Genomic DNA, 13,667 nt, shown 5'->3' with positions numbered 1-13,667 from the left:
AGGCTGGCACTGGGTGCCAGTCGCCAACCGTTCCTGCTGTGAACCCGATATCGCCAAGTGTGGTCAAAATTGCAATCGCCCCGTCACATACAGCTGCGATGCCTACAAGAGTTGAACGAATAGGGTAATGGACCCCGCTCTCCCGATCGCTTTCGATCTGCTGGCAGACGAGTGGTTACGGCCGTACGACGACCAGGTGGACGTACCCAGGAGCCTTCGATCTGGGTATGTTCCTCGCCGTCAGGGCAGCCAGTCCGCGAGGAGTCGAGTCCCGTGCCGGAATCGAAGAACGCAGAACCCCACGTAACTCAGGCGCAAGCGCCGCAGAAGTTCGTTTATGACTTCACCGAAGGCAACCGTAACCTCAAGGACCTGCTCGGCGGGAAGGGTGCGAACCTCGCCGAGATGACCAACCTCGGTCTGCCCGTCCCTCCGGGCTTCACCATCACCACCGAGGCGTGCAAGACCTACCTCGGCAGCGGCGACGAGCCCGTCGAACTCCGCGACGAGGTCAGTGCGCACCTCGCCGCTCTGGAGAAGACGATGGGCAAGAAGCTCGGCCAGGCCGACAACCCGCTTCTTGTCTCGGTCCGTTCGGGCGCCAAGTTCTCCATGCCGGGCATGATGGACACCGTTCTGAACATCGGCCTCTCGGACAAGTCCGTGGTCGGTCTCACGAAGCAGTCCGGCGACGAGCGCTTCGCCTGGGACTCCTACCGCCGCCTCATCCAGATGTTCGGCAAGACCGTCCTCGATGTCGACGGCGAACTCTTCGAGGAGGCCCTGGAGGCCGCGAAGAAGGCCAAGAAGGTCAGTGTCGACACTGACCTCGAAGCGGCCGACCTGAAGAAGCTGGTCACCCGCTTCAAGAAGATCGTCAAGCACGCCGCGGGGCGGGACTTCCCGCAGGACCCGCGCGAGCAGATGGACCTCGCCATAAGGGCCGTCTTCGAGTCGTGGAACACCGACCGGGCCAAGCTCTACCGGCGCCAGGAACGCATCCCCGGCGACCTCGGCACCGCGGTCAACATCTGCTCGATGGTCTTCGGCAACCTCGGCCCCGACTCCGGTACGGGTGTCGCCTTCACCCGCGACCCGGCCAGCGGGCACCAGGGAGTCTACGGCGACTACCTGCAGAACGCGCAGGGCGAGGACGTCGTCGCGGGTATCCGCAACACCGTGGCCCTCGCCGATCTGGAGAAGATCGACAAGAAGTCGTACGACCAGCTCATGCAGATCATGGAGACTCTGGAGACCCACTACAAGGATCTCTGCGACATCGAATTCACCATTGAGCGCGGCCAGTTGTGGATGCTCCAGACCCGCGTCGGCAAGCGCACCGCCGGCGCCGCGTTCCGGATCGCCACCCAGCTCGTCGACCAGGGGCTCATCGATGAGGCCGAGGCGCTCCAGCGGGTGAACGGCGCGCAGCTCGCGCAGCTGATGTTCCCGCGCTTCGACGACACCGCGAAGGTCGACAGGATCGGGCGGGGCATCGCGGCATCGCCGGGCGCGGCGGTCGGCAAGGCGGTCTTCGACTCGTACACCGCGATCAAGTGGTCGCGTTCGGGCGAGAAGGTCATCCTGATCCGCCGCGAGACCAACCCGGACGACCTCGACGGCATGATCGCCGCCGAGGGCATCCTCACCTCGCGCGGCGGCAAGACCTCGCACGCGGCCGTCGTGGCACGCGGCATGGGCAAGACCTGTGTCTGCGGCGCCGAGGAGATCGAGGTCGACACCAAGCGCCGCCGGCTGACCGCGCCGAACGGCGTGGTCATCGAGGAGGGCGACGTCGTCTCGATCGACGGCTCGTCCGGCAAGGTGTACGCGGGCGAGGTGCCGGTCGTACCGTCGCCGGTCGTCGAGTACTTCGAGGGCCGGATGCACGCGGGCGCCGACGACGCGGACGAACTGGTCGAGGCCGTCCACCGGATCATGGCGTACGCGGACCGGCGCCGCCGGCTGCGGGTGCGGGCCAACGCGGACAACGCCGAGGACGCCCTGCGCGCCCGGCGGTTCGGCGCCCAGGGCATCGGGCTCTGCCGTACCGAGCACATGTTCCTCGGCGAGCGCCGCGAGCTGGTCGAGCGGCTGATCCTGGCCGACACGGACGACGAGCGCGAGAAGGCGCTCGGTGCGCTGCTGCCGCTCCAGAAGAAGGACTTCATCGAGCTGTTCGAGGCGATGGACGGACTCCCCGTCACGGTCCGCCTGCTGGACCCGCCGCTGCACGAGTTCCTCCCGGACATCACCGAACTCTCGGTGCGCGTCGCACTCGCCGAGTCCCGCAAGGACTCCAACGAGAACGACCTGCGCCTCCTCCAGGCGGTGCACAAGCTCCACGAGCAGAACCCGATGCTGGGGCTGCGCGGGGTGCGTCTCGGACTGGTCATCCCGGGCCTGTTCGCCATGCAGGTACGGGCCATCGCCGAGGCGGCGGCAGCCCGCAAGGCCGCCAAGGGCGACCCGCGCGCGGAGATCATGATCCCGCTGGTGGGCACCGTCCAGGAACTGGAGATCGTCCGCGAGGAGGCCGACCGCGTCATCGCGGAGGTGGAGGCCGCCACGGGCACGGAGCTGATACTGACCATCGGCACCATGATCGAACTGCCGCGTGCCGCGCTGACGGCGGGCCAGATCGCCGAGGCCGCGCAGTTCTTCTCGTTCGGCACGAACGACCTCACCCAGACGGTCTGGGGCTTCTCCCGCGACGACGTGGAGGCCTCGTTCTTCACCGCGTACCTGGAGAAGGGCATCTTCGGGGTCTCCCCGTTCGAGACGATCGACCGGGACGGGGTCGGCTCCCTGGTCCGCAGCGCCTGCGAAGCGGGCCGCGCGACCCGCCCCGACCTCAAACTGGGCGTCTGCGGCGAACACGGCGGCGACCCGGAGTCGGTGCACTTCTTCCACCAGGTGGGCCTGGACTACGTCTCGTGCTCCCCGTTCCGCATCCCGGTGGCCAGGCTCGAAGCCGGCCGGGCAGCAGCCCAGTCGGACGGCAGCGACAGCCGCTGACAGACCCCCGGAGCCGCCGTCGGGTTCACCCCGACCCTCACCGACCCCGCCGGCGGCTCCGGTGCACCGGACGGAGGGGCGGCACCCGTGCGGGGATGCCGTCCCTCCTGGCGTGCGAGGGCGGGGTGGGTGCGTCTCAGAGGTCGTCGCAGTCGGCCTCGGCGGCCTCCTCTCCGCAGGCGCGGAGCCTCCGGCCCCGGCTCTCCGCGACTCGGAGAACATCGCGGAGCGATTCGGTCAGCCGGGCGGCCAGGTAGCGGAACTCGTCGGCGGACACGCCCTGTTCGGCGACAAGAGAACGTGCGTGGCCGAGGAGTTGAGTGCCCATGCCCAGCTGGACCGCCTCCATGTTGTCGGCGAGCCGGGCCACAGGTCCTCTTCCGTCGGTCGACAGATAGCACGGCCTTCCTTCCGGGCCTGCCCAGGGAGCAGCCGGAGGCTGGAAGCCCGGGCGGCGTCGAGAGGGGTTTCTGACATGCGGAGTTCTCCCTGCGTCGGGACGAAGAGAGACGTGTGTCTCCCTAGGGAGATTTCACCCCGGAATTCCCTAGGGAGGACGGGATTTCTCCGTGATGGCCCGCAGGGGGTGGGGTTCGGTCGGCTCTGTGTGCGATTCAGCTGTCGAAGTCGTACTGGAGCACGTACGACCCGGCGTCCAGTAGCATCCGGTTCAGTTCCACCGGCCGGCGGGCGGCGTCCCGGGCGGTGCGGCAGATGTCGACGACCGGTGTGCCGGTGAGCAGCGCCAGTTGCTCGGCTTCCTCCGGGCTGGGCATTCGTGCACGCAGTTCCTCGGTGAACCCGGCGGGCGCCGCCCCGAGCTCGGCCAGCCGGGCGTACGTTCCGCCGGGGCCGGGGTCCGGTTGCGCGATCCGGGTCTCCCTTACGAGCTCGGCCGGAAGGTAGGACGTGGCGAGCTGGACGGGCTTCTCGTCCACGAAATACCGGCGGCTGCGCACCAGCACCGCCGTGTCGTCGGCCAGGTCCAGGGCCTGGGAGACCCATCGCGGCGCGCGAGTCTCGTACACCTCGATGTCGCGGACCTCTGCCGTGCGACCGGCCGTCTCGGCCGCCCAGACCGACTGCCCCGAGGTCCAGCCGGGGCGGGACAGCCTCTGGTCCGCGATGCGGCGGATCGGCTGGAAGTCCCTTACGTAGGTACCGGATCCGGGGCGCGCGTAGGCGATGCCCTCGCTGATCAGCAGCTTCAGCGCTCCGCCGGCGGTCATCTTGGCCACACCGTACTGCTGGACAAGCGCAGGCTCACCGGGCAGCCGGGCGCCGGCCCCGAACTCCCCGGAGCTGATGCGTGCCCGCAGGTCGTCAGCGATCTGGCGGGCTGTCTGGGGCATCGCGCGTTCTCCGGTATCTCCCTGGGGTGTCTACGCCCAGACACCCTAACTTCCGGCCCGCTACTCCGGCCGCCGCCTCCGCACCCCACGGTGAAAAGGTGTGATCGGCCGACGGGACGGAGCGATGTCAGCCGTGCGCCTTCGCCATGGCTGCGACCGCCTTGATGACGACGTCCGGACGGTCAGCCGGAATGTCGTGCGAGCTTCCCTTCGCGACGACAAGGCTCCGGTTGGACGCGGCCTTCGCGAACCGGGTCTGGGCGTCCCGCCACAGCTGTGCGTCCGCGGGGGTGTCGAAGGGCGTCTTCGCTGACGCGATCACCGTCGCGGGGACACTCTGCGGCCAGGAGATCTGGTGGTAAGCGTGGTGCATCGGGCCGTAGTTGTCCGCCGTGGCCAGCAGCTGGCGGATTTCCTTCGTCGAGACCTGGCCGTCGAGTTGCGCCACCTGTGCCTGGTTCGCGGCCTCGATCCTCGCTGTTTCGCTGTCCGTGTAGAAATTCGGCAGGCTGGCGTCGACGAGGACGGCGCCCGAGACCCATTTCGGGTGCTTCTTCGCGAAGTACGTGGCGACCTCGCCCGCCTGGGAGTGCGAGACGAGAACCACGTCATGGGTGGCGCCCAGCTTGGTGAGGCCGGCCTCCAGGTCGGAAGCGGCGTTCTGCGGGTTCCAGGCGCCGACGACCTCGTCACTCTGCCCGATTCCGGAGCGGTCATAGGTGATGATCTCGGATCCGGTCTTCTTGGCCAGGGCAGGAGCGATCTTCTGCCACTGCGACGAGTCCAGGCCCCCGCCTGCGTCCAGGACGATGGCCGGAAGGTGGCCGGGCGTGACATGGAAGGCCAGCTTGTGGCCGTTGTTCGAAATCATGTGGAGTGAAGAACCCGCGGTAGCGGTGGCCGACGGCCGGCTCGACCTGGCCGGTGCGTCAGCGGCGGAAGCGGTGGAGTTCCCGCAGGCCACGAGGGCCCCCGTCACGACCGTGGCCAGGGCCGCTGTCGCGAACACTGCCGTACGGCGACGCGGTGTCGTGCGTGCACTCATGAGCTGGCTCCTGAAGGGTAAGTACCGTGCGCCGACCGGCTTGTTACCGGCTTTCGGCGGGTTCTGGTGAACGCCTTCAGTCTTGTCGGACGCCGGCCGTTGAACGATGGGGCTGCCGGGTGAGTACGGGTGTACCTGAACCCGAACCGTGGGTGGTGCTGCCCCCCCCGGCGGAGGGGGCAGGACCGCCCCTCAGTCGTCGATCCCCGACCGCTCCACCCCCGCCACGATGTGCCGTTGCAGCAGCAGGAACACCACCAGTAGCGGCACGATCGACACCGCCGCCGCGATGAAAAGCTCGTGGATGTTGACCACTTGGCCCGTCGTGAAGGTCGAAAGGGCCACCTGCACCGTCCACGCGTTCTTGTCCTGGCCGATCACCAGCGGCCACAGGAAGGCGTTCCACGCGCCGATGAAGACGATCGTGCCGACCGCCGCGAAGACCGGTGCGGAGTTCGGGACCACGATGCGCCAGTACGTACGCCAGTAGCCGAGGCCGTCGACCTTCGCCGCGTCCTCCAGTTCCTGCGGAAAGCCAAGGAAGTACTGACGGAAGATGAAGCACGCGAACGCCGAGAACAGCGTCGGGATGATCAGGCCGCGCAGCGTGGAGATCCAGCCGAGCGTGGAGACCAGCACGAAGCTCGGTACGAACGTCACCGCCGCCGGGACCATCAGGGTGCCCAGGATCGCGTAGAACACCTTGTTCGCGTGGCGGTACGGGATGCGGGCCAGCCCGTACCCCGCGAGTGACGCCAGCAGGACCGTGCCGAGTGTGGTGGCCACCGCGATCAGCGTCGAGTTCAGCAGCGAGCGGGCCATCGGGACCGCCGGGTCGTCGAACAGTTCGCGGAGGTTCGACCACTGGAGGTGGGCGGGGAAGAACGTCCACGCAGGTGAGGTGATGTCCTGCTCGGTGGACAGCCCGTTCCGCAGCAGCAGATAGAACGGGATGAGGAAGAGCGCCGCCAGCGCGATCAGCAGGACGGTGCGCAGTGCGCGCCCGGCCCGTACCAGGGCGTCGTCACGGCGGGGTGCGCCGGTGCCGCGTGGCATGTCAGTCCTCCCTCCTGCCGAGCCCGAACCAGCGGGCCTGGACGATCGTCACCACCGCGATGATCAGGGCGAGAATGACCGCCCCCGCACTGCCCAGACCGAGGTTCTGCCCCTGTCCGAGGGCCGTGTAGTAGAGGTACACGAGCGGTGGCCGCGCGTACGGCGGATAGCCACGGGAGTCGCTCAGCAGGTTGTAGAACTCGTCGAACGCCTGGAACGCGTTGATCACCAGCAGCAGGACCACGGCGACCGAGGTCGCCCGCAGCTGCGGGAACGTGATGTGCCGGAAGACCTGCCAGCCGGGGCGCGCACCGTCGACGGCCGCCGCCTCGTACAGCTGCGGCGCGATCCGCTGGAGCCCGGCGAGGAACAGCACCATGTAGAACCCCGCCTGGAGCCAGAGCCGCAGGGTCACGATCACCAGCCAGTACCAGGGCGGGTGGGTCGTCGAGAGCCATGCGGTCTGGTCCGCGCCGAACCAGCCCAGCACGGTGTTCGCCAGCCCGAACCGGACCCCGTTGAAGACCGAGAGCTTCCAGATCATCGAGGCCACCACATAGGAGCAGGCCGCCGGGAGGAAGAAGACCGACCGGAAGAAGGACTGCGCGAACCGCAGCCGGTTCACCATCAGCGCCAGCGCGAGCGAGAGCACATAGGTCGCCGGGACGATGAACAGCGAGAAGACCGCGAACGTCCACAGGCTGGAGGTGAACGCGCCGTCGCTCAGCATCGACGTGTAGTTGCCGAGGCCGACGAAGTGCGTCGGGGAGACCGTGTTGTGGGCGTCGAAGAAGCTCAGATACAGACTCCACAGCAGCGGTACGTAGGTGAAGAGCGCGAGGCCGGCGGCGAAGGGCCCGACGAAGACCCAGAACCAGAGCGTGCGGTTTCTCACCGGTCCCTCACGACTTCTTCTTCTGTACCCGCTGGAGCTCACCGTTGGTCTTGCGGACGACCGCCTTGACCTCGGTCTCCGGGTTGGCGCCGTCCTTGATGATCCGGTTGAGGGCGTCCTGGTACGCGACCTGGCAGGCGGGTGTCCACAGCAGCGGCTGGGCCCACCCGCTGTCGGTGGCGTACCGGACCGCGTCCGCCGCCGCCCCCTCCCGCAGCTTCGCCGCCTTCTTCGCGAGGGAGATCCGGGCCGGGATGTGGAAGCCGTAGGAGAGGGCGAAGTCCTCCTGGTACGCGGTCCGGTCGATCCACAGCCACTTGGCGAACGCCTTGGCCTCGACGCGGTGCTTGCTGCGTGCGCTGACCGCCGAGCTGTACGCGCCGACCGGCACCGAAGGCTTTCCGGCGGCGCCGTCCTCGGGGAAGGGCAGAACGCCGAAGTCGTCGCCCAGCGCCTTCTTGACCGCCGGAAGGGCCCACAGGCCGCACCACTGCATGGCGGTGAGCCCCTGGACGAACGCCGACGGGTCGGACCAGTCGGCCGGGGCGCCGAGCAGCAGCGACTTGTCGGCGTACAGCCGGTGGAACTTGGCCAGGGTGCGGGCCGCCGCCGGATCGTCGAAGCCCGCCTTCCCGTCCTCGGTGACGAGGCTGAGCCCGGCCGCGTAGAGCGGAGTGCCACCGAGGACGCCCGCTCCGCCGTCGTTGCCGAGGAATAGACCCTTGACCTTCTTGTCCGTCAACGCCTTTGCCGTGTCCACGAGTTCGTCGAGCGTCCGGGGCGGCTGGACGTTCGCGTCCTTGAGCAGGCTCTTGCGGTAGTAGAGGAGCTGGGTGTCGACGGTCTGCGGAACGCCCCAGATCTTCCCGCCGTAGGTCTTCGGCGCGAGAACCGCCTGGTTGAAGTCGTCCTTCACCCCGTCGAAGAGGTCGGTCAGATCCGTGACCTGGCCGCCCTGGATCTGGTCCAGGGTCGGGCCGTTCACCTCGAAGACATCGGGGCCCGACGAGGTCAGCAGCGCGGCGGCGGTCTGCTGGTCGTAATTGCCGGGCCGCCACTGGATCTTGACGGTCGCCTTGCGGTAGGCGGCCGCGTACCGCCGCACGGCCTGCTCGGTCCCGGCCTCGCCGTACTGGTGGTACCACTGCTGGAGCGTGGGTCCACCGCCACCCGAAGTGTCGTCGCCCCGGCCGGTGTTGGACCCGCACGCGGCGGCGAGTGCCCCGGTCAGTGCGAGGCTGCCACTGGTGGCGAGCAGTCGCCTGCGGCTGATGGTCATGGTGCGTCCCCCTGGCTCCGGCTGGTGTGGTCCTCAGTCTCTGGTGTTGTTGTACGCCCTAACGATCAACCATGGTGCGGAATTGCGACAGGGGGGTTGCGCGGGGATGTCGGCCCGGCCCGGTTCGGACGGGTTTCCGTACGACCGATGAGTTTCCGGGCGGCCGGACGTCTGTATCTCCGAAGGGCGCGCCGCTGGGCGGGCCACCAGGCCGAGATGAGAGAAGTCCCGCAATGCCTCAGATGATCTTCGTCAATCTGCCGGTCAAGGACCTTGAGGTCTCCAAGGCCTTCTTCACCGCGCTGGGGTACACGATCAACCCGCAGTTCACCGATGAGAACGCGGCCTGCGTCGTGATCAGCGACACGATCTACACGATGCTGATCACGGAACCGTTCTTCAAGCAGTTCACCAAGAAGGAGATCGCCGACGCGACCAGAACCACCGAGGTGCTGGTCTGTCTCAGCGCGGAGAGCAGGGAAGACGTCGACCGACTGGTCGACACCGCGCTGGCCTCCGGTGGCTCACCCGCGAACGAGCCCCAGGAGCAGGGGCCGATGTACGGGCGCTCCTTCCAGGACCCGGACGGCCACATCTGGGAGGTCATGTGGATGGACCCCGCCGCGGTCCAGGGCTGACCCGTTCCACCGATTCACGGCTGACCCCGGCAGGTGAGGTTCGGGGTCAGCCCTGAACGACCGGTCACATCAGGCTGTGCCGCGCTCCGGGGCGCCCAGGGTGTCCAGGCCCTGGTACGTCACCCCGGTGAGCTGCTCGGACGCTGTCCAGAGCCGCTCGCTCGCCACGTCGTTCGTCGTCCACTTCATCCGCAGGGACGGCCCGGGGGCGCCGCGCCAGCCCAGGAATTTCGGACCGGTGAAGGAATCGGGCAGGACGCAGGGTGCGGTGGCCGCGTAGAGCGTGGGCAGCGCGCCGGCCTCGGCCGGCTGGGCGAACACGCGGTTGCCGAGCTCCACCCACCGCTCGGCGCGCTTGCGGCCCTCCATCTTCACCCCGGCCGTCTGGAGGTTGGTCTCCGCGTAACCGGGATGCGCGGCGGCCACGACGAGGCCGGACCCGACGGCGGCCAGGCGCCGCGCCAGCTCGTGGACGAAGAGCAGATTCGCCGTCTTGGATCGGCCGTAGGCGAGCCAACGGCGGTAGTTCCGCTCGCTGTTGAGGTCGTTGATATCGACGTTGCCGAGGACATGGAGCCCGCTGGACACCGTCACCACGCGGGCTTCCGGTGTGGCCATCAGTTTCGGGATGAGCAGCCCGGTGAGGGCGAAGTGCCCGAGGTGGTTCACACCGAACTGTGTCTCGAACCCGTCGGTGGTCGTGCCGTACGGCAGGGCCATGACGCCCGCGTTGTTGATGAGCAGATCGAGGCGCTCGGCCCGGACGGCGGACGCGAACTCCCTTACGGACGCCAGGTCCGCGAGATCCAGTGGTACGAACTCGGCATCCGCGCCGGGGATTTCGTCGCGGATCAGGGCTTCCGCCTCCTTGCCGCGCGTCTCGCTGCGGCAGGCGAGGATCACGCGCGCGCCCCGCCTGGCCAGCTCACGTGCGGTCACGAGACCGAGGCCGCTGTTGGCCCCGGTGACCACCGCCGTGCGCCCGCTCTGATCGGGGATGTCGCCCGCGTTCCAGCCCTTGGTCATGATTCCAGCGTACGACCGGGCGCGCGGTCGGGCAGCCGCGCGCCCCGCCTTCCGCCGACCACCAGGTCAGCCCCGGCCGACCACCAGGTCAGTCCCGGCCTGCCGCCCGTACGGTCGTCGGCTAGGGCGCCGCCGCCGGGATCTCGTCCCAGGGGGCTGACGCGTAGACCTCCGCCACCCGCCGCATCAGCTCTTCGTCCACCGCGAACTCCGTGGAGTCGATCCGGCGCACCGGGCTGATGCCCCGCGAGTTGGTCACGAAGGCCGACCGGTACGCGTCCAGGCCGTCCAGGGTCACCCGGCGGCGTACCGACGGCAGCCCCGGCTCGATCAGTGCCATGGTGATCCCGGTCAGCGCGGGCGCGTCCGGCCAGACCGCCGAAGTGCCGTCCCAGAAGGCGATGTTGGTGACGTCTCCCTCCGCGATCACCCCGCCGGGACCGGTCAGCAGCGCGGCGTCGAAGCCCGCGCGGACAGCGGCCCTGCCGTAGTGGATCTGGCCGAAACCGCCGAGGTGCTTGATGTGGGGGACCGGCCGTTGGTACGGGACGGACATCAGGCTCTGTGGTTCACCTGACGGCGCGGCGGGCGGACGCACGGTGACCATCACGGTGGCGGCGTCGTCCCCGTCGGGCCAGTGCACGTACACCCGCGTCGACGCGTCCCGCACGCCCGCAGCGTCGAGCGCGTGCCGGATCAGCCGGCAGACGTGCCCGCCGTCGAGCCCCGCGCCGAACAGTTCGCGGGTCGCCGAGTCCAGCCTGGCGAGATGCAGTGCGAGGCCGCGTACCCGGCAGTCGCTGACCTGCATGGCGGTGAAATGGCCGTAGTTGAGGAAGGCGGGGGTGCTGAGCGAGGTGTCGGTGACGGGCCGGCCGTCGACCTCGATGTGCAGGGGCTCTTTCCGGGTGGCCTCCGTCTGCGGGGGCTCTGTCTGCATGTGCTCTGCCTGCGTGTGCTCTGCCTGCGTGTGCGTGGGCGCTGTCCGCGTGGGGTCTGTCCGCATAGGGGTCACGGTACGGAGGAGGGCCGGGTGCGCGGACCGGTTCTCCCGGACGGATGCGCGTCATCCACCAACCGTGCTTGACCTCAACAATGGTTGATGTATGACGCTGCGGTCATGGACATCACCACGCAGCCCACGCATCCCCTGAAGCTGGCCGTCGTCATCGCCAGCAACCGCACCGGCCGTTTCGGCCCCACCGTCGCCGACTGGTTCCTCTCCCGCGCCAGGCTCCGCGGCGACCTCACTGTCGAGGTGATCGACCTCGCCGACGTCGAACTGCCCACCGCGCTCTCCTACGACCCGTCGCCCGCAGTGCGCGAGGTGCTCGGCCAGGTCACCCCGAGGCTTGAGTCGGCCGACGCCTTCGTTGTCCTGACCCCCGAGTACAACCACTCCTTCCCCGCCTCCCTCAAGAACCTCATCGACTGGCACTACAGCCAGTGGCAGGCCAAACCGGTCGCGTTCGTCTCGTACGGCGGGATCTCCGGCGGGCTGCGCGCGGTCGAGCAGCTGCGGCAGGTCTTCGCCGAACTGCACGCGGTCACTGTCCGGGACACGGTGAGCTTCCACCACGCGCAGGGCCACTTCGACGAGGACGGCACCCACAAGGACCCCGAAGCCCCCGACGGGGCGGCCAAGGTCATGCTCGACCAGCTCGCCTGGTGGGGGCTGGCCCTGCGGGACGCGAAGGAGGTCCGCCCGTACGGAAGCTGACGGGCGCCGGTCCTCTGCGGGCGCGGGTGTTCTCGACGGGCGCGGGATACCCGGCCGTCAGTGGTCGCCCAGCGCTCGCGCGACGCCCTTCTCGCGGGGGCCGAGGAAGTGCGGGTCGGGCTTGAAGGCGGCGTCGAGCGCCGCCTTCCCCGCCGCCAGGATCTCGCGGGTACTGCCGTAGTACCAGGTCACGTCATGCGCGTCGGACGTGCCGATGCCGTACGACTCGATACCGGCCGACCGGCACAGCGCGATGGCCCTGCGGATGTGGAACCCCTGGCTGACCAGGACGGCCCGGTGGACCCCGAACACCTTCCTGGCCCGCACACACGAGTCCCAGGTGTCGAACCCCGCGTAGTCGCTGACCACCTTCGCGCCCGGCACCCCGTGCCGTACGAGATAGGCCCGCATCGCGTCCGGCTCGTCGTAGTCGGTCCGGCTGTTATCACCGGTGACCAGCACCACCTTCACCGTGCCCGCCCGGTACAGACCCGCGGCGGCGTCGAGCCGGTGCGCGAGGTACGGCGACGGCCGGCCCTGCCACAGACCCGCGCCGAAGACCACGGCGACATCGGCCGGGGGCACGTCGGCGGCCGTCCGCACCCGGTCGCTCGCGACGGCGAACATCCAGGTGGCAGGGGCGAGCGCCAGCACACAGCCGAGCATGACGGCCTGCACGGCGCGGCGCCGGCCGCGCCTGGCCCTCGGCAGCCGCAGACCGGGAACGCGCAGACCGGGAACGCGCAGACCGGGAACGCGCAGACCGGGGACGCGCAGCCCGGACAGCCGCAGGTTCTTCGGCAGGCTCGGCCGCAGCCGTCGTATGCGGGACAACGCGGGTCTGCGCATGGGTGGGTGGCCTTCCGACGCCGGACGTGTCGGAAGGTCGGACGCGCAATGGGGGACGTCCGGTTCGCTCAGCCGGGCGACTGGTCCGGTTCGCTCGGGCCGCCCACCGGCGTCACCTCAGGGTGTACGTCAGATGCGTCACGCCGTTCCCCTCGACCACCGTGGGCCCCTCCAGCGCGCGCGGCGCCTCCCGCAGGTTGTCGAGGAAACGCACGCCCGAACCGAGCAGCAGCGGCACCAGGTCGACATCCAGCTCGTCCAGCAGCCCGGCGTTGATGCACTGCTGGGTGAGGTCGGCGCTGCCGATGACGACTTTCTTTCCGCCCGCTGTCGCCCTGGCCTGCGCGATGGCGCTCTCGACGCCGTCGGTGACGAAGGTCAGCGGGGTGTCCGCACGGGGCCAGCCGTCCGGGATGCTGTGGCTGACGACGATCACCGGCCTGCCCAGGGGATGCCCGCCGATCCAGCCGCCCGCGTCGTCGAACGTACGCCTCCCGTAGACGAGCACACCGATCTCCGAAAGACCGCGGTTCAGCCGCTGGGCACTGGCCTCCGACACCTGGAAGGTCATGTTCGGGTCAGCGGTCCTGACCGTGACGTCCCCGTTCCCGTACCACCGGAACAGCTGATCGACCCCGTCGGACGGGTGTGAGACGAACCCGTCCAGCGACATGGACATGTTCGCGGTCACCTTGGCCATCGGTTCTCTCCGCTCTGGTCGGCCTCTCCCGTTCCACGTTCCTCCGATACGGACGGTCCGGCGACCCGGCGACCCGGAGGCCGCGTCCA

General features: G+C 69.0%; 13 protein-coding genes. 3 read left to right on the top strand and 10 right to left on the bottom strand.

The window, feature by feature from the left end; all coding sequences use genetic code 11:
• Window positions 1-273: 273 nt before the first annotated feature.
• Window positions 274-3,018, top strand: a complete 2,745-nt coding sequence (gene ppdK / locus OHB13_RS10510) for a pyruvate, phosphate dikinase (RefSeq protein ID WP_266857242.1) — start codon at window positions 274-276, stop codon at window positions 3,016-3,018.
• A 136-nt stretch (window positions 3,019-3,154) separates the two neighbouring features.
• Here the strand turns inward: ppdK and OHB13_RS10505 are convergent, their stop codons facing one another.
• From OHB13_RS10505 to OHB13_RS10480, 6 genes are all read right to left on the bottom strand, one after another.
• Complete coding sequence (locus OHB13_RS10505; protein ID WP_328376882.1) at window positions 3,155-3,388, bottom strand: hypothetical protein; 234 nt, start codon at window positions 3,386-3,388, stop codon at window positions 3,155-3,157.
• A gap of 244 nt (window positions 3,389-3,632) precedes the next feature.
• Window positions 3,633-4,370, bottom strand: coding sequence for a GntR family transcriptional regulator (locus tag OHB13_RS10500; RefSeq protein WP_266857246.1), 738 nt, complete (start codon window positions 4,368-4,370; stop codon window positions 3,633-3,635).
• A 127-nt stretch (window positions 4,371-4,497) separates the two neighbouring features.
• Window positions 4,498-5,415 carry an alpha/beta fold hydrolase gene (locus tag OHB13_RS10495; RefSeq protein WP_266857248.1) on the bottom strand — a complete coding sequence of 306 codons (918 nt, stop codon included), beginning with the start codon at window positions 5,413-5,415 and terminating at the stop codon, window positions 4,498-4,500.
• A gap of 192 nt (window positions 5,416-5,607) precedes the next feature.
• On the bottom strand, window positions 5,608-6,471 hold the full coding sequence (locus OHB13_RS10490) for a carbohydrate ABC transporter permease (protein ID WP_266857249.1): 864 nt from the start codon (window positions 6,469-6,471) through the stop codon (window positions 5,608-5,610).
• 1 nt (window position 6,472) lies between these two features.
• A complete protein-coding gene (locus OHB13_RS10485; RefSeq protein WP_266857251.1) occupies window positions 6,473-7,408 on the bottom strand; it encodes a carbohydrate ABC transporter permease in 936 nt (311 codons plus the stop codon).
• Window positions 7,374-8,645, bottom strand: coding sequence for an ABC transporter substrate-binding protein (locus OHB13_RS10480; RefSeq protein WP_266857253.1), 1,272 nt, complete (start codon window positions 8,643-8,645; stop codon window positions 7,374-7,376). The genes OHB13_RS10485 and OHB13_RS10480 overlap by 35 nt, the downstream gene beginning before the upstream one ends.
• Window positions 8,646-8,878: 233 nt before the next feature.
• Between OHB13_RS10480 and OHB13_RS10475 the strand changes: the two genes are divergently transcribed.
• Entirely contained in the window at window positions 8,879-9,283 is a 405-nt protein-coding gene (locus OHB13_RS10475; RefSeq protein ID WP_266857255.1) for a VOC family protein, read from the top strand.
• A 69-nt stretch (window positions 9,284-9,352) separates the two neighbouring features.
• Here the strand turns inward: OHB13_RS10475 and OHB13_RS10470 are convergent, their stop codons facing one another.
• Together OHB13_RS10470 and OHB13_RS10465 are read right to left on the bottom strand one after the other, a co-directional pair.
• Window positions 9,353-10,309 (bottom strand): oxidoreductase, encoded by a 957-nt coding sequence (locus OHB13_RS10470; RefSeq protein ID WP_328376881.1) that lies wholly within the window; start codon window positions 10,307-10,309, stop codon window positions 9,353-9,355.
• A 121-nt stretch (window positions 10,310-10,430) separates the two neighbouring features.
• Window positions 10,431-11,249 carry an aminotransferase class IV gene (locus OHB13_RS10465; protein WP_328376880.1) on the bottom strand — a complete coding sequence of 273 codons (819 nt, stop codon included), beginning with the start codon at window positions 11,247-11,249 and terminating at the stop codon, window positions 10,431-10,433.
• 180 nt (window positions 11,250-11,429) lie between these two features.
• Here OHB13_RS10465 and OHB13_RS10460 point away from each other — a divergent pair, with 180 nt between their 5' ends.
• Window positions 11,430-12,029 carry an NADPH-dependent FMN reductase gene (locus tag OHB13_RS10460; protein WP_266857261.1) on the top strand — a complete coding sequence of 200 codons (600 nt, stop codon included), beginning with the start codon at window positions 11,430-11,432 and terminating at the stop codon, window positions 12,027-12,029.
• Between the two features lie 57 nt (window positions 12,030-12,086).
• Here OHB13_RS10460 and OHB13_RS10455 read toward each other — a convergent pair whose 3' ends face one another.
• Together OHB13_RS10455 and OHB13_RS10450 are read right to left on the bottom strand one after the other, a co-directional pair.
• A complete protein-coding gene (locus OHB13_RS10455) occupies window positions 12,087-12,776 on the bottom strand; it encodes a SanA/YdcF family protein (protein ID WP_328380261.1) in 690 nt (229 codons plus the stop codon).
• 214 nt (window positions 12,777-12,990) lie between these two features.
• Complete coding sequence (locus OHB13_RS10450; RefSeq protein ID WP_266857262.1) at window positions 12,991-13,578, bottom strand: dihydrofolate reductase family protein; 588 nt, start codon at window positions 13,576-13,578, stop codon at window positions 12,991-12,993.
• Window positions 13,579-13,667 lie beyond the last annotated feature (89 nt).

The sequence above is a fragment of the Streptomyces sp. NBC_00440 genome (assembly GCF_036014215.1).
GTDB lineage: Bacteria > Actinomycetota > Actinomycetes > Streptomycetales > Streptomycetaceae > Streptomyces.
The sequence above is the reverse complement of the archived record's forward strand: the minus strand, read 5'-3'. Positions and strand labels throughout refer to the sequence as shown.

Bases quoted from the DNA above. Each gene is read 5' to 3' on its own strand.
- OHB13_RS10500 (WP_266857246.1), bottom strand. From the start codon at position 4,370: ATGCCCCAGACAGCCCGCCAGATCGCTGACGACCTGCGGGCACGCATC.
- OHB13_RS10495 (WP_266857248.1), bottom strand. From the start codon at position 5,415: ATGAGTGCACGCACGACACCGCGTCGCCGTACGGCAGTGTTCGCGACA.
- OHB13_RS10490 (WP_266857249.1), bottom strand. From the start codon at position 6,471: ATGCCACGCGGCACCGGCGCACCCCGCCGTGACGACGCCCTGGTACGG.
- OHB13_RS10480 (WP_266857253.1), bottom strand. From the start codon at position 8,645: ATGACCATCAGCCGCAGGCGACTGCTCGCCACCAGTGGCAGCCTCGCA.
- OHB13_RS10475 (WP_266857255.1), top strand. From the start codon at position 8,879: ATGCCTCAGATGATCTTCGTCAATCTGCCGGTCAAGGACCTTGAGGTC.
- OHB13_RS10470 (WP_328376881.1), bottom strand. From the start codon at position 10,309: ATGACCAAGGGCTGGAACGCGGGCGACATCCCCGATCAGAGCGGGCGC.
- OHB13_RS10465 (WP_328376880.1), bottom strand. From the start codon at position 11,249: ATGCAGACAGAGCCCCCGCAGACGGAGGCCACCCGGAAAGAGCCCCTG.
- OHB13_RS10460 (WP_266857261.1), top strand. From the start codon at position 11,430: ATGGACATCACCACGCAGCCCACGCATCCCCTGAAGCTGGCCGTCGTC.
- OHB13_RS10450 (WP_266857262.1), bottom strand. From the start codon at position 13,578: ATGGCCAAGGTGACCGCGAACATGTCCATGTCGCTGGACGGGTTCGTC.